25 protein-coding genes are annotated in these 22668 nt (G+C 62.6%); 11 read left to right on the top strand and 14 right to left on the bottom strand.

The window, feature by feature from the left end; genetic code table 11:
- Positions 1 to 21: 21 nt before the first annotated feature.
- The 4 genes from mazG to cysM all read right to left on the bottom strand — a co-directional run bounded on the left by mazG (position 22) and on the right by cysM (position 5536).
- Positions 22 to 855: a nucleoside triphosphate pyrophosphohydrolase gene (gene mazG / locus CRP40_RS00995; protein ID WP_027913916.1), complete on the bottom strand. Its 834-nt coding sequence runs from the start codon at positions 853 to 855 to the stop codon at positions 22 to 24.
- Positions 856 to 940: 85 nt separating this feature from the next.
- A complete protein-coding gene (relA, locus tag CRP40_RS00990) occupies positions 941 to 3181 on the bottom strand; it encodes a GTP diphosphokinase (protein WP_027913915.1) in 2241 nt (746 codons plus the stop codon).
- Positions 3182 to 3277: 96 nt separating this feature from the next.
- On the bottom strand, positions 3278 to 4636 hold the full coding sequence (rlmD, locus tag CRP40_RS00985) for a 23S rRNA (uracil(1939)-C(5))-methyltransferase RlmD (protein ID WP_027913914.1): 1359 nt from the start codon (positions 4634 to 4636) through the stop codon (positions 3278 to 3280).
- Positions 4637 to 5536 carry a cysteine synthase CysM gene (gene cysM, locus CRP40_RS00980; protein ID WP_027913913.1) on the bottom strand — a complete coding sequence of 300 codons (900 nt, stop codon included), beginning with the start codon at positions 5534 to 5536 and terminating at the stop codon, positions 4637 to 4639.
- A gap of 270 nt (positions 5537 to 5806) precedes the next feature.
- Between cysM and CRP40_RS00975 the strand changes: the two genes are divergently transcribed.
- Genes CRP40_RS00975 through CRP40_RS00960 form a run of 4 tightly spaced genes read left to right on the top strand, consistent with a single transcriptional unit; the run spans position 5807 to position 10471 of the window.
- The gene (locus tag CRP40_RS00975) at positions 5807 to 8563 is read left to right on the top strand and encodes a response regulator (protein WP_027913912.1); all 2757 of its coding nucleotides are present in this window, start codon (positions 5807 to 5809) and stop codon (positions 8561 to 8563) included.
- Positions 8564 to 8611: 48 nt separating this feature from the next.
- Positions 8612 to 9601, top strand: a complete 990-nt coding sequence (locus CRP40_RS00970) for a 2-hydroxyacid dehydrogenase (RefSeq protein ID WP_027913911.1) — start codon at positions 8612 to 8614, stop codon at positions 9599 to 9601.
- Between the two features lie 31 nt (positions 9602 to 9632).
- Complete coding sequence (locus tag CRP40_RS00965) at positions 9633 to 10070, top strand: hypothetical protein (RefSeq protein WP_027913910.1); 438 nt, start codon at positions 9633 to 9635, stop codon at positions 10068 to 10070.
- Entirely contained in the window at positions 10067 to 10471 is a 405-nt protein-coding gene (locus CRP40_RS00960) for an META domain-containing protein (RefSeq protein WP_027913909.1), read from the top strand. Before CRP40_RS00965 ends, CRP40_RS00960 begins: the two co-directional genes overlap by 4 nt.
- A gap of 80 nt (positions 10472 to 10551) precedes the next feature.
- Here CRP40_RS00960 and CRP40_RS00955 read toward each other — a convergent pair whose 3' ends face one another.
- Positions 10552 to 11016, bottom strand: a complete 465-nt coding sequence (locus CRP40_RS00955) for a TlpA disulfide reductase family protein (RefSeq protein ID WP_027913908.1) — start codon at positions 11014 to 11016, stop codon at positions 10552 to 10554.
- A gap of 85 nt (positions 11017 to 11101) precedes the next feature.
- On the opposite strand from CRP40_RS00955, the gene arsC reads away from it, so the two are divergent.
- The 3 genes from arsC to CRP40_RS00940 are packed head-to-tail and all read left to right on the top strand — an operon-like array spanning position 11102 to position 12463.
- Complete coding sequence (gene arsC / locus CRP40_RS00950) at positions 11102 to 11455, top strand: arsenate reductase (glutaredoxin) (protein ID WP_027913907.1); 354 nt, start codon at positions 11102 to 11104, stop codon at positions 11453 to 11455.
- Positions 11452 to 12057, top strand: coding sequence for an NAD(P)H:quinone oxidoreductase (gene wrbA / locus CRP40_RS00945; protein ID WP_027913906.1), 606 nt, complete (start codon positions 11452 to 11454; stop codon positions 12055 to 12057). Before arsC ends, wrbA begins: the two co-directional genes overlap by 4 nt.
- Positions 12050 to 12463, top strand: coding sequence for a DUF2069 domain-containing protein (locus CRP40_RS00940; RefSeq protein ID WP_027913905.1), 414 nt, complete (start codon positions 12050 to 12052; stop codon positions 12461 to 12463). The genes wrbA and CRP40_RS00940 overlap by 8 nt, the downstream gene beginning before the upstream one ends.
- Positions 12464 to 12488: 25 nt before the next feature.
- Here CRP40_RS00940 and CRP40_RS00935 read toward each other — a convergent pair whose 3' ends face one another.
- Positions 12489 to 13160, bottom strand: coding sequence for a DNA-3-methyladenine glycosylase I (locus tag CRP40_RS00935; RefSeq protein ID WP_027913904.1), 672 nt, complete (start codon positions 13158 to 13160; stop codon positions 12489 to 12491).
- Between the two features lie 3 nt (positions 13161 to 13163).
- Complete coding sequence (ttcA, locus tag CRP40_RS00930) at positions 13164 to 13988, bottom strand: tRNA 2-thiocytidine(32) synthetase TtcA (RefSeq protein WP_023534071.1); 825 nt, start codon at positions 13986 to 13988, stop codon at positions 13164 to 13166.
- A gap of 168 nt (positions 13989 to 14156) precedes the next feature.
- Between ttcA and CRP40_RS00925 the strand changes: the two genes are divergently transcribed.
- Positions 14157 to 14663, top strand: coding sequence for a SprT family zinc-dependent metalloprotease (locus CRP40_RS00925; protein ID WP_256203841.1), 507 nt, complete (start codon positions 14157 to 14159; stop codon positions 14661 to 14663).
- 79 nt (positions 14664 to 14742) lie between these two features.
- On the opposite strand, the gene fpr is transcribed toward CRP40_RS00925, so the two are convergent.
- A complete protein-coding gene (gene fpr / locus CRP40_RS00920; RefSeq protein ID WP_023534074.1) occupies positions 14743 to 15522 on the bottom strand; it encodes a ferredoxin-NADP reductase in 780 nt (259 codons plus the stop codon).
- Positions 15523 to 15643: 121 nt separating this feature from the next.
- Between fpr and CRP40_RS00915 the strand changes: the two genes are divergently transcribed.
- Positions 15644 to 16570 (top strand): LysR family transcriptional regulator, encoded by a 927-nt coding sequence (locus tag CRP40_RS00915; protein WP_027913902.1) that lies wholly within the window; start codon positions 15644 to 15646, stop codon positions 16568 to 16570.
- A gap of 32 nt (positions 16571 to 16602) precedes the next feature.
- Here the strand turns inward: CRP40_RS00915 and CRP40_RS00910 are convergent, their stop codons facing one another.
- From CRP40_RS00910 to CRP40_RS00900, 3 genes are all read right to left on the bottom strand, one after another.
- Positions 16603 to 16971, bottom strand: coding sequence for a diacylglycerol kinase (locus tag CRP40_RS00910; RefSeq protein WP_027913901.1), 369 nt, complete (start codon positions 16969 to 16971; stop codon positions 16603 to 16605).
- Between the two features lie 73 nt (positions 16972 to 17044).
- Positions 17045 to 17695 (bottom strand): response regulator transcription factor ErdR, encoded by a 651-nt coding sequence (erdR, locus tag CRP40_RS00905; RefSeq protein WP_027913900.1) that lies wholly within the window; start codon positions 17693 to 17695, stop codon positions 17045 to 17047.
- A gap of 175 nt (positions 17696 to 17870) precedes the next feature.
- A complete protein-coding gene (locus CRP40_RS00900) occupies positions 17871 to 18581 on the bottom strand; it encodes a tRNA-uridine aminocarboxypropyltransferase (protein ID WP_027913899.1) in 711 nt (236 codons plus the stop codon).
- Positions 18582 to 18791: 210 nt separating this feature from the next.
- Here CRP40_RS00900 and CRP40_RS00895 point away from each other — a divergent pair, with 210 nt between their 5' ends.
- Both CRP40_RS00895 and CRP40_RS00890 read left to right on the top strand, forming a co-directional pair.
- Positions 18792 to 19211: a quorum-sensing-regulated virulence factor family protein gene (locus tag CRP40_RS00895; RefSeq protein WP_027913898.1), complete on the top strand. Its 420-nt coding sequence runs from the start codon at positions 18792 to 18794 to the stop codon at positions 19209 to 19211.
- A 118-nt stretch (positions 19212 to 19329) separates the two neighbouring features.
- Positions 19330 to 20439 (top strand): TIGR00730 family Rossman fold protein, encoded by a 1110-nt coding sequence (locus CRP40_RS00890; RefSeq protein ID WP_050587300.1) that lies wholly within the window; start codon positions 19330 to 19332, stop codon positions 20437 to 20439.
- A gap of 15 nt (positions 20440 to 20454) precedes the next feature.
- On the opposite strand, the gene recX is transcribed toward CRP40_RS00890, so the two are convergent.
- From recX to CRP40_RS00875, 3 genes are all read right to left on the bottom strand, one after another.
- Positions 20455 to 20922, bottom strand: a complete 468-nt coding sequence (gene recX, locus CRP40_RS00885; RefSeq protein WP_027913897.1) for a recombination regulator RecX — start codon at positions 20920 to 20922, stop codon at positions 20455 to 20457.
- Between the two features lie 20 nt (positions 20923 to 20942).
- On the bottom strand, positions 20943 to 22010 hold the full coding sequence (gene recA, locus CRP40_RS00880; protein ID WP_023534161.1) for a recombinase RecA: 1068 nt from the start codon (positions 22008 to 22010) through the stop codon (positions 20943 to 20945).
- Between the two features lie 102 nt (positions 22011 to 22112).
- A complete protein-coding gene (locus CRP40_RS00875; protein WP_027913896.1) occupies positions 22113 to 22595 on the bottom strand; it encodes a CinA family protein in 483 nt (160 codons plus the stop codon).
- Between the last annotated feature and the right edge of the window lie 73 nt (positions 22596 to 22668).

The raw sequence follows: 22668 nt of genomic DNA, 5'->3' as shown, positions 1-22668 counted from the left end.
TTCACTCACTTATGCAACAGCTCAGCCGCAGCTGGGCAGGTTCTTTTCCTGACGCTTGGCTTCACCCCAAAGGGTGTCCAGCGCATCAAGGTTACAATCTTCAATGGCAGTGCCGCTGTCACGCAACGCCTGCTCGATAAAGCGAAAACGTCGCTCGAACTTGCGATTGGCTCGGCGCAAGGCGTTTTCAGGGTCATGTTTCAAGTGACGCGCCAGGTTGACCACCGCGAACAGCAAATCGCCTACTTCGTCTTCCAGCGCATCGTTGTCCCCGTCGGCCATGGCCTGCAACACTTCGCCGAGTTCCTCACGCACCTTGTCCACAACCGGCAAGGCCTCGGGCCAGTCGAAACCGACGGTGGCCGCACGTTTTTGCAGTTTGGCCGCCCGGGACAAGGCAGGCAATGCCGTCGGCACATCGTCGAGCAACGACAGCTGCTCTGGTCGGCTTTTTTGCGCCCGCTCCTGCGCCTTGATTTCTTCCCAGCGTGACTTGACCTGCGCATCGCTCAGGCTGGGCGTCTCCAGCGGCGCATACAGGTCCCCGGTCGGAAAGACATGCGGGTGGCGACGAATAAGCTTGCGGGTGATGCCATCCACCACGCCGTCGAACGCGAAACGGCCCTCCTCCCGAGCAAGCTGGCTGTAGTAGACCACCTGGAACAGCAGATCACCCAACTCGCCTTGCAAGTCCTCGAAATCGCCGCGTTCGATGGTGTCCGCCACCTCGTAAGCTTCTTCGAGGGTGTGCGGGACGATGCTGGCATAGTCCTGCTTCAGGTCCCAGGGGCAGCCGTAGTGCGGGTCGCGCAAGCGAGCCATGAGGTGAAGCAGGTCCTGGAGGGTGTAGGTCATTCAGGCAAGTCCTTGACGGTCGGGCTTGGCGGGCAAACCGGCCCCACAGGTGAGGCGGTCTACCCGCAAATCGTGCACACGTGGTTCAGGGCGTACGATTACGCCGTGTCTCGATGATGTTCGGCAACTGCGAGATACGCCCCAGCAAGCGCCCAAGGGCGTCCAAACCGGGAATCTCGATGGTCAGCGACATCAGCGCCGTGTTGTCTTCCTTGTTCGAGCGGGTGTTGACCGCCAGCACGTTGATCTTCTCGTTGAGCAGCACCTGGGAGACATCGCGCAGCAAACCGGGGCGGTCATAGGCACGGATGACGATATCGACCGGATAGGTCTGTACCGGTATCGGCCCCCAGCTGACCTGGATCATGCGCTCTGGCTCTTTGCCGGCCAGCTGCAACACCGAGGCGCAATCCTGGCGGTGGATGCTCACCCCGCGCCCCTGAGTGATGTAGCCGACGATGGCATCGCCAGGCAAGGGCTGGCAGCAACCGGCCATCTGCGTCAGCAGGTTGCCCACGCCCTGGATCTGGATATCGCCACGCTTACCCCCACGCGGCCCACTGGGCTTGCGCGGCACCAGTTCGATCTGCTCGATGCGCTCAGGCTCCAGCAGCTGTTGCGCCGCGTTGACCAGGTGCGCCAGGCGCAGGTCCCCAGCCCCCAGGGACGCAAACATGTCCTCGGCCGTCTTGACGTTGGTCTTCTCGGCCAGGCGCTCGAAGTCGACCTGCGGCAGGCCCAACCGGCTGAGCTCGCGTTCGAGCAGCGTCTTGCCAGCGGCAACGTTCTGGTCGCGCGCTTGCAGCTTGAACCAGTGCACGATCTTGGCCCGCGCGCGCGAGGTGGTGACATAGCCCAGGTTCGAGTTCAGCCAGTCACGGCTCGGGTTGCCATGCTTGCTGGTGATGATTTCGACCTGCTCGCCAGTCTGCAGGCTGTAGTTGAGCGGCACGATGCGCCCGTTGATCTTGGCACCCCGGCAGTTGTGGCCGATCTCGGTGTGTACCCGGTAGGCGAAGTCCAGGGGCGTCGCCCCTTTTGGCAGGTCGATGGCGTGACCGTCCGGGGTGAATACGTACACCCGGTCGGGCTCGATGTCGACCCGCAGTTGCTCGGCCAGCCCCCCGATGTCGCCCAGTTCTTCATGCCACTCCAGTACCTGGCGCAGCCAGGAAATCTTTTCTTCGTAGTGGTTTGAGCTGGGCTTGACGTCGGTGCCCTTGTATCGCCAGTGGGCACAGACGCCAAGCTCCGCTTCTTCGTGCATGCCGTGGGTGCGGATCTGCACTTCCAGCACCTTGCCTTCCGGGCCGATCACAGCCGTGTGCAGGGAGCGGTAGCCGTTTTCCTTGGGGTTGGCGATGTAGTCGTCGAATTCCTTGGGGATGTGACGCCACAAGGTGTGCACGATACCCAGGGCGGTGTAGCAGTCGCGTATCTCGGGGACCAGCACCCGCACGGCGCGCACGTCGTAGATCTGGCTGAATTCCAGGCCCTTGCGCTGCATCTTGCGCCAGATCGAGTAGATGTGCTTGGCGCGGCCACTGATGTCCGCCTTCACCCCGGTGGCCAGCAGTTCGTTCTGCAACTGGTTCATGACATCGCTGATGAAGCGTTCACGGTCCAGGCGGCGCTCGTGCAACAGCTTGGCGATCTGCTTGTACTGCTCGGGCTCGAGGTAGCGGAACGACAGGTCTTCCAGTTCCCACTTGATATGCCCGATACCCAGACGGTGGGCCAGGGGGGCGTAGATGTCGAACACTTCCCGCGCCACCCGCAGGCGCTTCTCGTCGTCAGCGGACTTGACCGCCCGAATGGCACAGGTGCGTTCGGCCAGCTTGATCAACGCCACGCGAACGTCGTCGACCATCGCCACCAGCATCTTGCGCAGGTTCTCGACCTGCGCCTGGGAGCCGAGCACCAGCGACTGGCGGGGGCTGAGGCTGGCACTGATCGCAGCCATGCGCAGCACGCCATCGATCAGCTTGGACACGACCGGCCCGAAGCGCTGGCTGACTTCGGCCAGGGTGACCTTGCCTTCTCGCACAGCGCGGTAGATGACCGCCGCTACCAGGGAGTCCTGGTCAAGCTTGAGGTCCGCGAGGATCTCGGCGATCTCAAGACCTGCCTGATAGCTCGACGTACCATCGGCCCAGGAATGCTTGGCCGGGTTGCCCTTCTTCTCGACTTCCTGGGCAAACTCGCAGGCCTCTTTGAGCGCTGCGCGGTCGAGCGCCGAATCGACGCTGACCACATGGTCCAACCACGCTTCGAGATTGATACTGCCGTCGGTATTGACCGGCTGGTGCACTCTCACCTGTACCATCTTTGTTTTACCTTTCCATACAGCGCACCCTGCGGGTGCACTGGCAATCACCGCACGGCTGCCATTCCCTGGAAGCCGCACCAAGGGGCCAGCTGGCTAGCCCACTTCGAATAACGCCATGGCTTCGACATGCGCCGTTTGAGGAAACATGTCGAGAATCCCGGCCCTTGTTAACCGGTACCCCTGCCCGACCAGCACTTGGGCGTCTCGCGCCAGTGTGGCCGGGTTGCACGATACATAGACCAGCCGCTTGGCCCCAAGACGGGCGATGCCTTGCACCACCTCCCATGCACCGTCGCGCGGTGGGTCCAAGAGTACCGCAGAAAAGCCCTCGGCGGCCCATTCCATGCCCGTCAACGGCTGCGATAAATCGGCCTGAAAAAACTGCGCGTTATGCACATCGTTGCCGCGGGCGTTAGCCGCCGCGCGATCGACCATGGCCTGCACGCCCTCTACCGCCACCACCTCACGAGCGTTCCGTGCCAGCGGCAAGGCAAAATTGCCCAGGCCGCAGAACAAGTCCAGTACCCGCTCTTCGGGCTGCGGAGCGAGCCAGGCCAGGGCCTGCTCGATCATGGCGGTATTGACCTGGGCATTGACCTGCACGAAGTCGCCGGGGCGCCAGTCCAGCTGCAGCTGCCAAGGCGCCAGGACGAAACCCAACGGCCCAGTGGCATCCACCGGCTGCGGCTCGCCTTCACCCTGCAACCACAGCTGCGCGTTGGCCTCGGCGCAGAACGCCTGCAAGCGCGCTACATCGTCGGGCGGCAACGGCGCGACATGACGCACCAGCACCGCCTCGGCCGTGCCGCTGAACAGTTCCACATGGCCCAGGGCCTGGGGCTTGACCAACGAGCGCAGCACCGTAGGCAAGTGACGCAGGATCGACTGCAAGGGCTGTACCAGCACCAGGCAATCATCGATGGCAACGATGTCCTGACTGGCCTGCGCCCTGAAGCCGACGGCCAACTGGCGGGTCTTGGGGTCCCAGCGCACGGCCACACGGGCGCGACGACGGTAGCCGAAAGCGGCCCCGGTCAAGGGCGCGGCCCACTGCTCGGGCTGCACACCGGCCACCCGTTGCAGTTGCTCGGCCAGGGTGCGCTGTTTGAGCGCTAGCTGGGCCTCGTGGGGCAGGTGCTGAAGGTTGCACCCCCCGCACTGGCCGTAGTACTTGCACGGGGCATCGCGGCGCTCGGGACTGGCCTGGAGCACCCGCTCCAGCCGCGCCTCGACCACTTTGCCACGGGCATTGAGCACCCTCGACTCGACCTCCTCGCCTGCCAGGGCGCCGGTGACGAACCAGGTGCGCCCTTCATGGAAGGCAATACCGCGACCGTCCCCTGACAGGCGCTCGACGACCAGCCGTTGCTTCTTGCCCACGGGAACCTGGGGACTACGATTGCCACCGGCTGGCTGAAAGCGCAGGCCGCTGTTGGTTTTCTTCTTGGACATTTAGCTCGGATCGAACAGGCCAGTGGACAGGTAACGGTCGCCGCGGTCGCAGATGATGGCCACCAACGTGGCATTTTCCACCTCCCGGGACAGGCGCAGCATGGCGGCGACTGCACCACCGGAAGACACGCCGCAGAAAATGCCCTCTTCACGAGCAAGCCTGCGCATGGTCTGCTCGGCCTCGTCCTGGGACATGTCGACGATGCGATCGACCCGGGCTGCGTCGAAGATTTTTGGCAGGTATTCCTGGGGCCAGCGGCGAATACCCGGAATGGCCGCGCCTTCCATCGGCTGCAAGCCGACGATCTGCACCGCAGGGTTCTGCTCCTTGAGGTACTGCGAGCACCCCATGATGGTCCCGGTAGTGCCCATCGAACTGATGAAGTGGGTAACGCGCCCCTGGGTCTGCTGCCAGATTTCCGGGCCGGTACTGGTGTAGTGCGCAATCGGGTTGTCACCGTTGGCGAACTGGTCGAGCACCACGCCACGGCCATCGGCTTCCAGCTGCTGGGCCAGGTCGCGGGCCCCTTCCATGCCCTCTTCCTTGGTCACCAGGATCAGCTCGGCGCCGTAGGCTGCCATCGCCGCCTTGCGTTCGGCCGTGGAGTTGTCGGGCATGATCAGGATCATCTTGTAACCCTTGATTGCCGCCGCCATGGCCAAGGCGATGCCGGTGTTGCCGGAAGTGGCTTCGATCAGCGTATCGCCGGGTTTGATCTGACCGCGCGATTCTGCACGGGCGATCATCGACAGCGCGGGGCGATCCTTGACCGAGCCGGCAGGATTGTTGCCCTCGAGCTTGAGCAGCAAGGTATTGCTGGTCTGGCCAGCCAGGCGCTGCAGGCGAACCAGGGGCGTATTGCCGACGCAATCGGCGATGGTTGGATACTGCAAGGTCATGGTGTCTTTCACAATCCGGACGGCAGGGGCGACCATCATACCGGCAAACCCTGCTTCGCCATATCACGCAATCTGAGGTGCATATAGCTGCAAGCTATAAAGCCTGTGCAATGCCTTGCCCACGCACTGCGCAGGCCCTGTGGACTCATGCCAATGCGCAGGCTGCCCATGCGCACGGAGTTAACTCGTGCAATGGCTGGCGAGGCGGAGTAACGTCCCCGCTTGGCCGCCTTGCAAGGCGGCATCCAGGCACATTGACAGGAGGCGAGTGTGCTCGACCGTTTGGGAATTCGCAGCCGTGTGCTGTTGCTGGCGCTGCTGCCAGCCGGATTGATGGCCTTGGTACTGGGCAGCTATTTCACCTGGCTGCAACAGAGCGACCTGCGCACGCAATTGCTGCAACGGGGCAAGATGCTGGCCGAGCAGCTGGCGCCGCTGGCAGCCCCGGCCATGGCCCGCAAGGCGCCTGCACAACTGGAGCGCATTGCCGCGCAGACCCTCGAACAGGCCGACGTACGCGCCGTCGCCTTCCTGACACCGGACCGTAGTCGGCTGGCCCATGCCGGCCCGAGCATGCTCAACCAACCGCCCAGCGGCGGCAGCGGCACCCAGTTGCTACAACGCAGTGGCAACGATGCCACTCGCTACCTGATGCCGGTGTTCGGCCACCACCGCGACCTGGCCACCGACGCCGTGCCTGCCGAAGCCGAACGCTTGCTGGGCTGGGTGGAAATCGAACTGTCCCATGACGGCACCTTGCTGCGCGGCTACCGCAACCTCTTCACCACGCTGCTCCTGATCCTGGCCTGTTTGGTGGTCAGCGGGCTGCTGGCCCTGCGCATGAGCCGTGCCATCAACACCCCGATCGAGCGCATCAAGCATGCCGTCAACCAGCTCAAGGACGGCCACCTGGAGGAACGCCTGCCGGCCATGGGCAGTCACGAGCTGGACGAACTGGCCCACGGCATCAACCGCATGGCCGAGACCCTGCACAGTGCCCACGAAGAGCTGCAGCACAGCATCGACCAGGCCACCGAAGACGTCCGGCAAAACCTTGAAACCATCGAGATCCAGAACATCGAGCTGGACATGGCCCGCAAGGAGGCCCTGGAAGCCAGTCGGATCAAGTCGGAATTTCTGGCCAACATGAGCCATGAAATCCGCACGCCGCTCAACGGCATTCTGGGCTTTACCCACCTGCTGCAGAAAAGCGAGCTGATGCCACGCCAGGTGGACTATCTGAACACCATCGAGAAGTCAGCTGACAACTTGCTCGGGATCATCAACGAGATTCTCGATTTCTCCAAGATCGAGGCGGGCAAGCTGGTGCTCGACAGCATCCCCTTCAACCTGCGCGACCTGATCCAGGACACCTTGACCATCCTGGCGCCGGCGGCCCATGCCAAGCAGCTTGAGCTGCTGTGCCTGATCTACCGCGATACGCCCTCCTCGCTGATCGGTGACCCGCTGCGGCTCAAGCAGATCCTCACCAACCTGGTCAGCAACGCGATCAAGTTCACCCGCGAAGGCACCATCGTCGTGCGTGCCATGCTCGAGGACGAGCACGAGGACAGCGCCCAGTTGCGCATCAGTGTCCAGGACACCGGCATCGGCCTGTCGCCTCAAGACGTACGTACGCTGTTCCAGGCCTTCAGCCAAGCTGACAACTCCCTGGCCCGCCAGCCAGGTGGCACTGGCCTGGGGCTGGTGATCTCCAAGCGCCTGATCGAGCAGATGGGTGGCGAGATCGGCGTCGACAGTACCCCTGGCGAGGGCTCGCAATTCTGGATCAGCTTGAACCTGCCCAAGGCGCACGACGATGCCGAGGAGCTCCCTTTGCAGCCCTTGCTCGGGCGTCGCGCCGCCATCGTCGATGGCCACGAACTGGCGCGGCAGGCTCTGGAGCACCAATTGCAGGACTGCGGCCTGAGCGTCTGTGTCTTTACCTCCTACGAGCAACTGGTGCAGGCGGTGCAAGCTGCCAGCCAGGCGGGGCAGCCGTTCGACTTCGCCGTGCTGGGCGCCAACGTGGGCTCCCTGGCGCCCGAACAACTGGGCCAGTACTACCAGCACCTGGAGCGGCATCATTGCCAGTGCGTGGTGCTGTGCCCCACCACCGAACAGGCGCTCTATCACCCTTACCTGTCCAATGGCCACGGTCAGCTGTTGTCCAAGCCATCCTGCACACGCAAGCTGCGTCGCCTGCTGCTGGAAATGGTCCAGCCCCGCCGGTTGCAGGGCGAGGTCAGCGCCATGGCGGGCCAGCAGCGCCAGCCAAAGGTGCTGTGCGTGGATGACAATGCGGCCAATCTCTTGCTGGTGCAGACCTTGCTGGAAGACCTGGGCGCCCGGGTGACGGCTGTCGACAATGGTTACGCGGCGGTACAGGCCGTGCAGAGCGAACCGTTCGACCTGGTACTGATGGACGTGCAGATGCCTGGCATGGACGGACGCGCCTGTACCGAACAGATTCGCCTCTGGGAAAACACCCAGAGCGGCAACCCGTTGCCGATCGTTGCGCTGACCGCCCACGCAATGGCCAATGAAAAACGCGCCTTGCTCCATGGCGGCATGGACGACTACCTGACCAAGCCGATCAGCGAGCGGCAGCTGGCACAGGTGGTGATGAAGTGGACCGGCCTGAGCCTTGGCCCGTCGCCGCAGATGCCGTCGGGCCTGCCCACCGGGCCTGACGAGTTGAAGGTGCTTGACCATGACGAAGGCCTGCGCCTGGCGGCAGGCAAAGCCGATCTGGCCGCCGACATGCTGAGCATGCTGCTGGCCTCGCTGGAAGATGACCGCGCCGCCATTCTGGGTGCGCGTGAAGCGCATGACCGTCATACGCTCATCGAGCAGGTGCACCGGCTCAACGGCGCTTCTCGCTACTGCGGTGTACCTCAACTACGTGCCGCCTGCCAACGCAGCGAAACCCTGCTCAAACAGGACAGCCCCTTGGCTGGGGAGGCGCTCGATGAACTGGACAACGCGATCAGCCGGCTGGCAGCCGAGGCCAGGCTGAGTATTTGAAGGCACCCGCCCTTTCCACCGACCAGTGCCCATGCACAAGGAGCCACCATGCGCGCCCTGCTCTTCAGCAGTCAGCACTATGACCAGGAGAGTTTCACCCAGGCCGCCCTAGGCGGCGGCGTGGCACTGCACTTTCAGTCCGCCCGACTTACGGCCGATACCGCGCCGCTGGCCCAGGGCTTTGATGTGGTCTGCCCCTTCATCAACGACGAGCTCGACGCGACGGTGCTGCAATGCCTGGCGCGCGGTGGTACGCGCCTGGTGGCGTTGCGTTCGGCGGGGTACAACCATGTCGACCTGGCTGCGGCCAAGCGACTGGGGATAGACGTGGTGCGCGTGCCGGCCTACTCGCCCCAAGCCGTGGCCGAGCACGCCGTGGCGCTGATACTGGCGCTCAATCGGCGCTTGCATCGGGCCTACAACCGCACACGGGAAGGCGACTTCACCTTGCACGGCCTGACCGGTTTCGACTTGCATGGCAAGACCGTCGGGGTGGTCGGCACCGGCCAGATCGGCGCGGCCTTCGCGCGCATCATGGCTGGCTTCGGCTGCCAACTGCTGGCTTACGACCCCTGCCCCGACCCGCAGCTTGAGGCCTTGGGCGTGCGCTACATGAGTTTGCCAGCGTTGCTGGGCCAGGCACGCATCATCAGCCTGCACTGCCCGTTGACGCCAGGCACCCGGCACCTGATCAACGCGCAGAGCCTGGCGCACCTGCAACCTGGCGCCATGCTCATCAATACCGGGCGCGGGGCGCTGGTCGATACGCCGGCATTGCTCGATGCGCTCAAGAGCGGCCAGCTGGGCTACCTGGGCCTGGACGTCTACGAAGAAGAAGCCAAAGTGTTCTTCGAAGACCGTTCGGACCTGCCCCTGCAGGACGATGTGCTGGCGCGCCTGCTGACATTCCCCAATGTGATCGTGACTGCCCATCAAGCCTTCCTCACCCACGAGGCCTTGCAAGCCATTGCCCAGACGACCCTCGAGAACATTGCCAGCTGGGCGGCAGGCAGGGCGCAGAACCTGGTGACCGGTTAATGCTAGGATACGCGGCATTTAGGGAGGACCCATGGTCGAACACGATTTTCGTTACACCCTCTTCAACCCGCAGCACACGCTGATCGAATGCCGCGCCCTGGTGCCTGGTCGCTACCAGGTCACAGGCAACGGCGGCTCGATGCACAAGGGCGATACCCTGCTGGTCACCCTCAAGGGCAGCAAGGACTTGACCATGCGCCTGACCGTGGACAGCGTCCGGCACCTGATCAACCCGCGTGGACAGTGGGTTGCCGTGGCCAACGGGCCGGTCTTCCACGAACTGGAGATTCTGGCCTGGCAAGTGGCGTGCGACAGCTGCGATGCGGTACTGGATTTCGAATTTGCGGTCGATGCCAAGCTGGGCAAAGCAGCGCGTCAGCCTGCAGCCAACGCCCGCATCGCCGAACTGGGCTGGGCAAGCCAGGACGCCCGGCACCTCTGCCCCCGTTGCCAGGAGCCTGCACAATGAAACACCTGCTCACCAGCGCACTGATCGTCACCGGCCTGATTGGCTGCGCGACAGCCCCTTCGGACCTGCAGCAAGACCGCAGCTACGTTCTGGAGTGGATCGGGGAGCGCCCCCTGCTCGACGACAGCCACTTGAGCATGACCCTGGGCAGCGACGGGCGCGCCTACGGCAATGCAGGCTGCAATCACTGGTTCGCGGCCTACACCCTCGACGGCGGGCGCTTGAGTTTTGGCAGCGTCGGCAGCACCCGCAAGCTGTGTGCACCGGCCTTGATGGAACAGGAAAAACGCTTCCTGCAGGCCCTTGGCAAGGTGACGCGCTGGGACTTGGCGCCCGATCAGCAACTGCGCTTGTGGCCAACCGACGGCAAGCCGCTGCGCCTGTGGCCTGAAGAGGGCTGATCAGGCGGCCCGTTACCCACGGGGCGGGGCCTGGCCTGGCGTGACAGGTCAGCGCCCCGTTCGCACCGCCCGTGCCAGCGTTAGCCCTGTTTCAGGGCCTTGATTTTGGCCTTCAAGCCTTCGAGCGTCTGCTCACCGAGCAACTGCTCACGCACCTTGCCCTTGTCATCGATGATGTAGGTCACCGGCAGCGCTTCGCTGCGGGGTAGGTCGTAGCGCTCGGCGGGGTCCTGGGCCAGCACGGTGAAACCGATGCCCAACGTGTCGGCCGCCTGCTTGAGGTCCGCGCCTTGCAGGCCATCGAAATTCACCCCCACCACCTTGATGCCGTCAGCGGCCCACTGCTTGGCAGCGGCATTGAGCTCGGGAATTTCGGTGCGGCAGGGCCCGCACCACTCCGCCCAGTAGTTGAGCACCAGCCAGTGCCCATCCAGGTGTTCGGCCTTTACCGTGTTGCCATGCTGGTCCACGCCATAATCGGCACCGCAGCCACCAAGCAACAGGCTCGCGGTGATGGCCATTACTGCTGCCAGACGCCTTGCCATGGGTCAATCCTTCTCGAGTTTTAGAGCAAATGGGACAGTCGCTGCGGTTAGAATACCGGTCACACCTTGCCGGATGCGACCCCACATGACTGACCTGACGCTCTATCATAACCCGCGCTGCTCCAAATCCCGCGGCGCGCTGGATCTGCTCGAGGCCCGCGGCCTGGCGCCTACCGTGGTGCGCTACCTGGAAACACCCCCCGATGTGGCCACGCTCAAGGCGCTGTTGGACAAGCTGGGCATGCCGCCCCGTCAACTGTTGCGTACGGGCGAGGACGACTACGCTCAACTGAACCTGGCCGACCCGACACTCAGCGACGCCCAGCTGATCGACGCCATGGCGACCCATCCCAAGCTGATCGAGCGGCCAATTCTGGTAGCCGGCGACAAGGCCGTGATCGGCCGCCCACCCGAAAAAATCCTGGAGATCCTGCCGTGAGCGAACCTTACATCCTGGTGCTTTACTACAGCCGCCATGGCTCGACCAGCGAGATGGCCCGGCACATCGCCCGTGGCATCGAGCTGGGCGGCATGGAAGCACGCCTGCGCACCGTACCGGCAGTGTCCAGCGAATGCGAGGCGGTCGCGCCCGACGTGCCGACCAGTGGCGCACCCTACGCCACCCTCGACGACCTGCGCCACTGCTCGGGGCTGGCCCTGGGCAGCCCTACCCGCTTCGGCAACATGGCCGCTGCGCTCAAATACTTTCTGGACGGTACCAGCCCCTTGTGGCTGGGCGGCGAGCTGGTGGGCAAGCCCGCCGGTGTGTTCACCTCCACCGCGAGCTTGCACGGTGGCCAGGAGAGCACCCTGCTGTCGATGATGCTGCCCTTGCTGCACCACGGCATGTTGGTACTGGGCCTGCCCTACAGCGAGTCAGCCCTGATCCAGACCCGTGGCGGCGGCACACCTTACGGGGCAAGCCACCACGCCGGCGCCGACGGCAAGCGTGACCTCGATGAGCACGAAATCGCCTTGTGCCGCGCCTTGGGGCAACGCCTGGCGACCACGGCCAAAGCTTTGGAGACCACGCGTGGCTAAGGCGCGAAAACCGCTGCCTGCGCAAGCATGGCTGGCACCCCGGGTGCGGGTGACGCGGGCGCTGAGCTTGGCCTTCGTGCTGGGGTTGATCGCGCTGCTGGTGGTCAACAACCTGTGGTTCGCCAACCTGCATGGCGCGCGGGTGAGCGTGATCCTGGCCATCGAACTGCTGCCACTGCTGCTGGTATTGCCAGGCATGTTAAGCGCCAGCGCCCGGGCTCATGCCTGGGCCTGTTTCGTGGTCAACATCTACTTCATCAAGGGGGTGGTGGCAGCGTTCGATCCTGCCCGGGCGCTGTCTGGCTGGCTTGAGCTGTTGCTCAGCCTGGGGCTGTTCACGGCTGCGCTGCTGTATGTGCGCTGGAAGTTCCAGTACCAAAGGCGCCTGGCCGGCGAAGGCAACTGATGGGGGGCGGGCCCGCCCCGCCGGCTCAGTGATTGACGGTGTGGGCCAGCATCACCGACAGCTGGCACAACGGCCGGCCGCTTTGTTCTTGCCACTGGTTGAAGGCGTCCTGCACCAGGGCCAGGTCGCGCTGGCTGGTGGGCTTCTTATCGATGACCTTCTGAGCGATCAGCGCTGCCGACATATCGTCGGTAGGCACGAAGGTGTCCTTGCCGACCATGCGCAGGAAACGTGGCGCGGACAAACCGCCCAACTGGTTGCCGTGCTTGGTCAGGTATTTCCACAAACCCACGATATCGGTGACTGGCCAATCGGCGATGAAGTCGCCGAAGCTGCCCCACTGTTTTTCGATGTCCAGCACCATCTGGGCGTTGCGCGGCACGCTCTTGAGCTTGCCCAGGTGCCGGATGATGCGGGTGTCCTGCATCAGCCGCTCAAGGTGCTCGGCACTCATCAGCACGACCTTTTCCGGGTCGAAGCCGAAGAACACCTGCTCGAAGGCCGGCCACTTGGCATCCACCAGGCTGTGCTTGAGCCCGGCGCGAAATACACGCAGGGCAAGGGTCGACAAGTAGCGATCAGCGCTGGTCGCCCTTAGCTGCTCCGGGCTACGGGGGTGCGGCAAGGCCGCCTCCAAGGCGCGGGCAGAGCCGAAGCGGTTCAGGCAGAACTCGTGCAACCACTGATAATCACGCATGAGTCAGATGTTCACCACGTCAAGAAAACGCGGGGTGGCGTTTTCATCGATCGTCAGGCTGGTGAAATCGAAGAGATTGCGGTCGGCCAACTGCGACGGCGCAACATTCTGCAGGGCGCGGAAGATGCTTTCGGTACGACCTGGGTGCTTGCGCTCCCATTCGACCAGCATGTCCTTGACCACCTGACGCTGCAGGTTCTCCTGCGAGCCGCACAGGTTGCAAGGGATGATCGGGAACGCCTTCATGTCCGAGTACGCCTGGATATCTTTCTCGCTGCAATAGGCCAGCGGACGGATCACCACGTTACGGCCGTCGTCGGCACGCAGTTTTGGCGGCATGCCTTTGAGGGCACCGTTGAAGAACATGTTGAGGAAAAATGTTTCGACGATGTCGTCACGATGATGGCCTAGCGCCATCTTAGTGGCACCAATTTCATCGGCGAAGGTGTACAAGGTACCGCGGCGCAGGCGTGAGCAGAGCGAGCAGGTGGTCTTGCCTTCCGGGACCAGCTCCTTGACCACCGAGTAAGTGTCCTTCTCGACGATGTGGTACTCGACGCCCAGTTCCTTGAGGTAGGCCGGCAGCACGTGCTCGGGGAAGCCCGGCTGCTTCTGGTCCATGTTCACCGCCACGATCTGGAACGAGATCGGCGCCACCTTCTGCAGGTGCAACAGAACATCGAGCATGGTGTAGCTGTCCTTGCCGCCGGACAGGCAGACCATGACCTTGTCGCCATCCTCGATCATGTTGTAGTCGGTGATGGCTTCGCCGGCGAGACGACGCAGACGTTTTTGCAATTTGTTCTGGTTGACCGAAAGGGTGCCCATAGCGCTTGAATCCGCGAGGTGTGACAAAAGCCGGCTATTTTACGCACAATTCCAGCTGGGCTGTAGGCATTCCGACAAAGACTTCAGGGCGATCACGCTCGAATAACCCGCCGTGTGACCAATGGCTGGGTGAGCGCACTGCCGCTGCGGCATAATGGTCGCCAGAGGATTCATTGCCCCATGCCCGAACTGCTCATCCAACGCGTTGAAACCTGCTATCAGCAAGCTGAACGGTTTTTCGATCGCGCCTTCCCCCGCCCGCAGATCAGTTTCAAGCTGCGCGGGCAAAAAGCCGGGGTCGCTCACCTGCACGAAAACAAGCTGCGTTTCAACCTGCAGCTCTACCGCGAGAACCACGAAGACTTCCTGCGCCAGACCGTGGCGCACGAGGTCGCCCACTTGGTCGCACACCAGGTCTTCGGCGAAGGTATCCAGGCCCACGGGCAGGAGTGGCAGTTGATCATGCGCGGCGTCTACGAACTACCGCCCGCGCGCTGTCACAACTACGCCGTCAAGCGCCGCGTGGTGACCCGCTACCTCTACCGCTGCCCCTGCCCGCAAAGCGAGTTTGCGTTCACGGCGCAGCGGCACGCGCTGGTAGGGCAAGGCCGTCGGTACCTGTGCAAACGTTGCAGGCAGCTGCTGGTCTACAGCGGCCAGACGCGGGTCGAATAGCGGCCTGAGTGATGAAGCAGGCAAAAAAACGGTCCGTTGACGCGGGGTCAACGGACCGTCTGGTCATGCTGAGCGCGCCTTACTTCTCGACGAACGCTCGCTCGATCAGGTAATCGCCCGGCTCGCGCATGCGTGGGGAGATTTTCAGGCCGAAGCTGTCCAGCACTTCGCTGGTCTCATCGAGCATGCTCGGGCTGCCGCAAATCATCGCGCGGTCATCCTGCGGGTTGATCGGCGGCAGGCCGATGTCGCTGAACAACTTGCCGCTGCGCATCAGGTCGGTCAGACGGCCCTGATTCTCGAAAGGCTCGCGGGTAACGGTCGGGTAATAGATCAGCTTTTCGCGTACGGCATCGCCGAAGAATTCGTTCTGCGGCAAGTGCTCTGTGATGAACTCACGGTAGGCCACTTCGTTCACGTAGCGCACGCCGTGGACCAGGATCACCTTCTCGAAACGCTCGTAGGTTTCAGGGTCCTGGATCACGCTCATGAACGGCGCCAGGCCAGTGCCGGTGCTGAGCAGGTACAAGTGCTTGCCAGGGTTGAGGTCGTCGAGCACCAGCGTACCGGTAGGCTTCTTGCTGATGATGATCTCATCGCCTTCCTTCAGGTGCTGCAGCTGCGAGGTCAGCGGGCCGTCGGGCACCTTGATGCTGAAGAACTCCAGGTGCTCCTCCCAGTTCGGCGAGGCGATGGAGTAGGCGCGCATGAGCGGACGGCCGGAGTCCTGCTGCAGGCCGATCATCACGAACTGACCGTTCTCGAAGCGCAGCCCCGGATCACGGGTGCACTTGAAGCTGAACAGCGTGTCGTTCCAGTGGTGCACACTGAGGACACGTTCGTGGTTCATGTTGCTCATCTAATGGGGCTCCTGAAAAAAGTCGCAGCGCGCACGAGGCGCAGAGTTGCGCGATAGTTTAGGGGCAGCGACAATATCTGTTAACTGGATTATCAAGATATGTGTTATCGGTTATATCGATATGCGATTCACACTACGTCAACTGCAGGTCTTCGTGGCCGTCGCCCAGCACCAGAGCGTTTCACGCGCTGCCAGCGTGCTCGCGCTGTCGCAGTCGGCTGCCAGCACCTCCATCACCGAGCTTGAGCGCCAGAGCAGTTGCCAGCTGTTCGACCGCGCGGGCAAGCGCCTGAGCCTCAATGCCTTGGGTCACCAGTTGCTGCCACAAGCTGTGGCGTTACTGGACCAGGCCAAGGAGATCGAGGACCTGCTCAACGGCAAGTCAGGCTTCGGCTCCCTCGCCGTGGGCGCTACGCTCACCATTGGCAACTACTTGGCAACCCTGCTGATCGGCAGCTTCATGCAGCGACACCCCGAAAGCCAGGTGAAGCTGCACGTACAAAATACCGTGCATATCGTGCAGCAAGTTGCCCACCACGAAATTGACCTGGGTCTGATCGAAGGTGATTGCAATCATCCGGACCTTGAGGTGCAGCCTTGGGTGGCGGATGAACTGGTGGTGTTCTGCGCCCCTCAACATCCATTGGCCAGGCAGGGCCGCGCCGACATCGCCACGCTGGCCCGTGAGGCCTGGATCCTGCGCGAGCAAGGCTCGGGCACGCGCCTGACGTTCGACCAGGCCATGCGGCACCACCGCGCACAGCTGGACATCCGCCTGGAACTGGAGCACACCGAGGCCATCAAGCGCGCCGTGGAATCGGGCCTGGGCATCGGATGCATTTCACGCCTCGCCCTGCGCGATGCCTTTCGCCGAGGCAGCCTGGTGGCAGTGGAAACACCCGAGGTGGACTTGATGCGCCAGTTCTACTTCATCTGGCACAAGCAGAAATACCAGACCTCGGCGATGCGCGAGTTTCTGGAACTCTGTCGCCACTTCACAGCTGGCGTCACGCGCAGCGACGAGATCGTGCTGCCGCCCATCGCCTGAGCCGTCCAGGCGCTGCGCCCCACGGTGCAGCTCTACAGCAGGATCACGCCCCACACGATCGCCACCATGCACAACGACACCAGCTGGGCAGCGCTGCCCATGTCCTTGGCGTTTTTCGACAACGGGTGGCGTTCGAGAGAAATGCGATCGATCGCCGCCTCCACCGCCGAATTGAACAGCTCGACGATCAGTCCAAGCAGGCACACCGCGATCATGATCGCCCGCTCCGCACGGCTTACCGGCAACCAGAATGCAACAGGCACCAGCACGACGTTGAGCAGCACCAGCTGGCGGAACGCAGCCTCGCCCTTGAAGGCGGCGCGCAGCCCGTCCAGGGAATAGCCTGCGGCGTTGAGGATTCGTTTCAGGCCAGTCTGGCCCTTGAAAGGTGATGGCGTCATGAGGTTCGCTTAGCTACAAAAAGGCCGGCAGACTAGGCTGGCAAGGGTCAAAAAAGCGTGAAGCCACGTACAGTCAGGTGCTGGCAACCGATTCAAGTTGTTGCAGCAACAAAGCGGCCTGGGTGCGCGTGCGCACGCCCAGTTTGCGGAAAATGGCCGTCACATGGGCCTTGATGGTAGCTTCGGACACACTCAGCTCGTAGGCGATCTGCTTGTTAAGCAAGCCCTCGCAGACCATGGTCAGCACCCGAAACTGCTGCGGCGTGAGGCTAGCGAGGCCTTCGCTGGCAGCCTTCGCTTCGGCAGGCACATCGACCTTCTCGAACGCCTGCGGTGGCCACCACACGTCGCCATCGAGCACTTTGCGCACCGCATCCTGAATCACTTCAAGGGTGCTCGATTTGGGAATGAACCCGCTGGCGCCGAACTCGCGGGACTTGACCACGACCGCAGCCTCCTCCTGCGCCGAAACCATCACCACCGGTATCTGCGGGTACTGCCCGCGCAGCAGGACCAATCCGGAAAAACCATAGGCACCCGGCATGTTCAGGTCCAGCAGCACCAGGTCCCAGTCTGCCTTCTCGCTCAGGCGGTTTTCCAGCTCGGCGATACTTGCCACTTCCACCAGGCGCACGTCCGGGCCCATGCCCAGGGTTACGGCCTGGCGCAGTGCACCGCGAAACAGCGGGTGGTCATCGGCAATCAGGATTTCATATGTGGCCATCGATCTAAGGATCCTGTTCTGTACCAAGGGCCCGTCGACACGGGCACGTTGGCGGGAATCGGCGCCAAGGATGCCGAGCGGCAACGGCAAAGGTCAAGCCAGCCTGCCAGTCGTTCAACCCGCCTCGGCGGCATGCCGGCCATTATGAACCAAAGCCGGTAGGCTGCCCCTTGGACTATAGGAAGGTATGCAGGCGCTGGTGAACAGCATCCTGCTCATCCAGAGGCAGGCGACGCTTGCCACTGAGGTAGTGCAAGCTGAAGACGTCCAGATAGGCATCCAGTGCCTGTGAGGCGAGGTGGTCCCCAGCCAGGTCCAGGCACATCGCGGCTACTTCCGCCGTGCAGAAGTGGTCATCGCGCCGCGAGCGGCGCAGGCGGTAGCGCGACATCTGCTCGGGCTGCAGGCTCAGCACCGGAAAACGCTCCAGGTACGGACTTTTGCGGAACATCTTGCGCGCCTCGGTCCAGGTGGCGTCGAGCAGGATGAACAATGGCCGCTTCTCAGGCGAGCGCACCACGTCCGTCACGACGCGCTCCGGCGCCACGAATTCACCCGGGAACACGATGTACGGCTGCCATTGCGGGTCATCGAGCAATGCCAGCAAGCCTTCGTTTACCGAGGTTCGCAGCCAGCCGAAGGCTGATGTGTCTTCGATCAGGTCAGCGATGAGCCAGCCGGTGTTGGTTGGCTTGAGCGGCTCGGTATCGTGCATCAACAGGCAGATGCCCGACTCGGCACTGACACTGGGCTTCCAGTCACACAGGCAATGCGTGGCGATGACCCGGCAGCCCGGGCAACGCTCGGCACGTGAGCCGCGTGCGACGAAGGGTTTGTTGCTGCGTGCCAGGCGTTCGGCGCGCAGCCGTGCGACGGCATGACTCATGCCGGCACGCGGTGCAGAAGAGAGGTGGCAGTCACAGCAATTGCTCGATTGAAAACGGCCGGCAGTTTACCAGAATGCTGGCCAGTTGCTGTGCAGACGACCAGTGCGCCCCTATACTCGCGATTTCAAGCGCCATACGGGCGGCAGCGATTACGGAACGCCGCCTGTCCTTGCCTGTCCAAGCGCCAGTCACCGAACCAGGAGAGATCCATGCTGCGCCTTATCGCCCCCGCCCTGAGCTTGCTGCTCGCATTGCCACTTGCAGCCCAGGCGGCTTCCAAGCAGGACTATGACCTGAACACGATGCTGCAAAAGGTTGCCAAGGAAAGCAGCGTCGGCACACCCCGCGCCATCAACGAAGACATTCTCGACCAAGGCTATACCGTCGAAGGCAAGGCCCTGATCAATCATCTCAGCGTACGCGCCGACCATGCTGCGCGCATGCAGGCCAACCCTGAGCAGGTGCGTAGCCAGTTGGGCGACAGCGTTTGCCGCAACAGCGGGTTCCGCAACCTGATGTCCAAGGGCGCAGTGATGGTGTACCGCTTCACGGTCTACAAGACCAATCAGCCGTTGATGGATCAGGCCTTCGACAGCGCCAGCTGCGTTGCCGGTAACAAGAAGAAGTAAATCTTCGACTACCGCTCAAGCCCCGTCCGGGCGCCCTCATGCGCCCGACGCCCTGATACGGGCTGGGCGTGACCGGTGCTAAAGGGCTAGATTGATGAGGTGCAGAAGGAGAAGTTGCATGCCCTATCAATCGAATGACCTGCTTTCCAGCCACTTCCGCGATCATGACATCGACCTGAGCTACATCGACGCGCAACTCGAACGCGTGGCCCCCGATAGCCCCAACCTGCCCCTCTATCGCGACATGATGCTGACGGTCCTGCGCATGGCCCATGACGATGCCGACCGCTGGAGCACCAAGATCACCCTGCAAGCGCTGCGCGAACTCGACCAGTCCTTTCGCGCACTGCGTCGCCACAAGCATCGCCGCAAGGTCACCGTCTTCGGCTCGGCGCGTACGCCGCTGGAGCATCCCATGTATGCCCTGGCCCGTGAGCTGGGTGCTGCGCTGGCCCGCTCGGACCTGATGGTCATCACCGGGGGTGGTGGCGGTATCATGGCCGCCGCCCATGAGGGTTCAGGCGCCGACAACAGCCTTGGCTTCAACATCACCCTGCCCTTCGAGCAACATGCCAACCCAACGATAGACGGCACCGACAAGCTGCTGTCGTTTCACTTCTTTTTCATTCGCAAGTTGTTTTTCGTCAAGGAAGCAGACGCGCTGGTGTTGTGCCCCGGAGGGTTCGGTACGCTCGATGAGGCACTGGAAGTGCTGACGCTTATCCAGACAGGCAAGAGCCCGCTGGTACCGGTGGTGCTGTTGGACTCGCCGCAGGGTACTTTCTGGCAGGACTGCCTGACGTTCATTCGCCATCAGTTGCAAGACAACCGCTACATCCTCCCAGGCGACCTCAAGCTGCTGCGCCTGGTGCACAGTGCTGACGAAGCTGTCGAGGAAATCAATCAGTTTTACCGAAACTACCACTCCAGCCGCTGGCTGAAACGCCAGTTCGTCCTGCGCATGCACCGGCCACTCACGCCCGAAGCGTTGCACGCAATTGGCGAGCGGTTTAGTGATCTCTGCCTGAGCGGCAGCTTCGAGCAAACGCCTGACAGCAATGTCGAAAACGAGACCGGGGATTTTGGGCACCTGACACGCCTGTGCTTCGCTTTTACCGGCCGTGATCAAGGCCGACTGCGAGAGCTGGTGGACTTCATCAATCTGCCGCAACATTGGGCTGTTGCGCCACCGACCTGCCTTGAACAGCGTTTGCCGGATCTATCCTAGGCGCAGGCTGTGCGCTCAGTCGTCCCAGCCTCGACCACTAAGCAGCCTGCCAATCATGTCCATGGGGAAACCGCGATAAGCGAGGAAACGCATTTGCTGCGCACGCGCCTTGGGGTCTTCAGGGCGTTGCCCGGCATATTTGCGCTGCCATACTTCAAACAGCCGCTCGCCCCAGTCGATTTGACTCTCGCGAAGCGCCGCGTCGATATCACCACGCGCCAAGCCGCGCTGCCCGAGCTCCTCACGGATTCGGGCAGGGCCATAACCTGAACTGGATCGATAGCGAATGAAGCTTTCCAGATAACGAGCTTCACTCAGCAGGCCTTCGTCGCTCAGCCGATCGAGCTCAGGCTCGATCAGCGTCTGCAACGCCCCGCGCTGAAGTAACTTGCGGGTCAATTCCACGCGACCATGCTCACGTCGCGCAAGCAGGTCCATGGCTGCCCGCCGAATGGCGACGGGAGTGTCGAGTACGGCAGGCATGTTCGGCTACGGTCGCGTGATCAATAGCCAGCTTCGGCTTCGGCCACGTCACCCGCATCGGCCTGTGCGGCTGCAGCCTTGGCAGCAGCGGCTACAGCACCGGCATTGAGCAGCTTGTCGCGGATCTGCTTCTCGATTTCGCTACCGATAGCGGGATTCTCATGCAGGTACTTGGCAGCATTCGCCTTGCCCTGACCGATCTTGTTGCCTTGGTAGCTGTACCAGGCGCCCGATTTCTCGACCAGGCCCTGAGACACGCCCAGGTCGATGATTTCACCGTTACGGTAGATACCCTTGCCGTACAGAATCTGGAATTCCGCTTGACGGAACGGTGGCGCCACCTTGTTCTTGACGATCTTGACGCGGGTTTCACTACCCACCACCTCGTCGCCTTCCTTGACTGCACCGGTGCGGCGGATGTCCAGGCGAACCGAGGCATAGAACTTCAGTGCGTTGCCGCCGGTGGTGGTTTCCGGGCTACCGAACATCACGCCGATCTTCATACGGATCTGGTTGATGAAGATAACCAGGCAGTTGGCGTTCTTGATGTTACCGGTGATCTTGCGCAGCGCCTGGGACATCAGACGAGCCTGCAAGCCCACGTGCATGTCACCCATTTCGCCTTCGATTTCAGCCTTGGGTACCAGCGCCGCCACGGAGTCGACGATGATGACGTCGACCGCGTTGGACCGTACCAACATGTCGGTAATTTCCAGCGCCTGCTCACCCGTGTCAGGCTGCGAAACCAGCAGGTCGTCTACGTTGACGCCCAGTTTGCCAGCGTACTCCGGATCAAGAGCATGCTCGGCATCGACGAACGCACAGGTGGCGCCACTTTTCTGGGCTTCGGCGATGACCGAGAGCGTGAGCGTGGTTTTACCTGACGATTCCGGGCCGTAAATTTCGACGATACGGCCTTTTGGCAGACCGCCGATACCCAGGGCGATGTCCAGCCCCAGAGAGCCGGTAGAAATGGAAGGGATGGCTTGGCGCTCATGGTCGCCCATGCGCATGACCGCGCCCTTACCGAATTGACGTTCGATTTGACCCAGGGCCGCAGCCAAGGCGCGCTTCTTGTTGTCGTCCATTGAAATCCTCACGTGTTCGACTTGGCCCTGATGGCCGGATAACTGTATAAGTAGCCAGTATTATTCCACAGGCGAGCGTTCGAGCAAACCCCCGATTTCGATTTAACCGATGCCAAGCTGTAACAAGCCTTCTAAGGCGGCGATGACGGTCTGGCGCCGCACGGCCTCGCGGTCGCCGTCGAACTGACGACGCTCGCTGACGACCTGCTGGCCATCGCTCCAGGCCAACCATACAGTCCCCACGGGCTTGTCGGCCGAACCGCCGCCGGGGCCGGCCACTCCGCTGACCGCCACGGCAAAGCGGGCGCCGCTGGCCAGCTGCGCGCCCTTGACCATGGCCTCGACCACCTCCTGACTTACGGCGCCCACCTGCCCGAACAACGCTTCGGGCACCCCCAGCTGACGCGTTTTTTGCCGGTTGGAATAGGTCACGTAGCCGGCTTCGAACCAGGCCGAGCTGCCGGCAATCCGGGTAATGGCCTCGGCAATGCCGCCGCCGGTACAGGATTCGGCGGTGCTCACATGCGCCCCCAGGCGTTGAAGGTGGTCACCCAGGCGAGTGGCGAGTGTGGTAATCGGGTCCATGCGAGGGCTCCTTGTAGACTGACTACTACCCTATCACCCCAATAGAGAAGCTTGCCCGGCAAACGTTCAGGTT

Origin of the sequence: Pseudomonas sp. URMO17WK12:I9, from assembly GCF_900230165.1 — a bacterium.
In the GTDB taxonomy this organism is placed as follows: Bacteria; Pseudomonadota; Gammaproteobacteria; order Pseudomonadales; family Pseudomonadaceae; genus Aquipseudomonas; species Aquipseudomonas fulva.
Note: the sequence above shows the minus strand (reverse complement) of the source record. Positions and strands in the feature narration are given on the sequence as shown.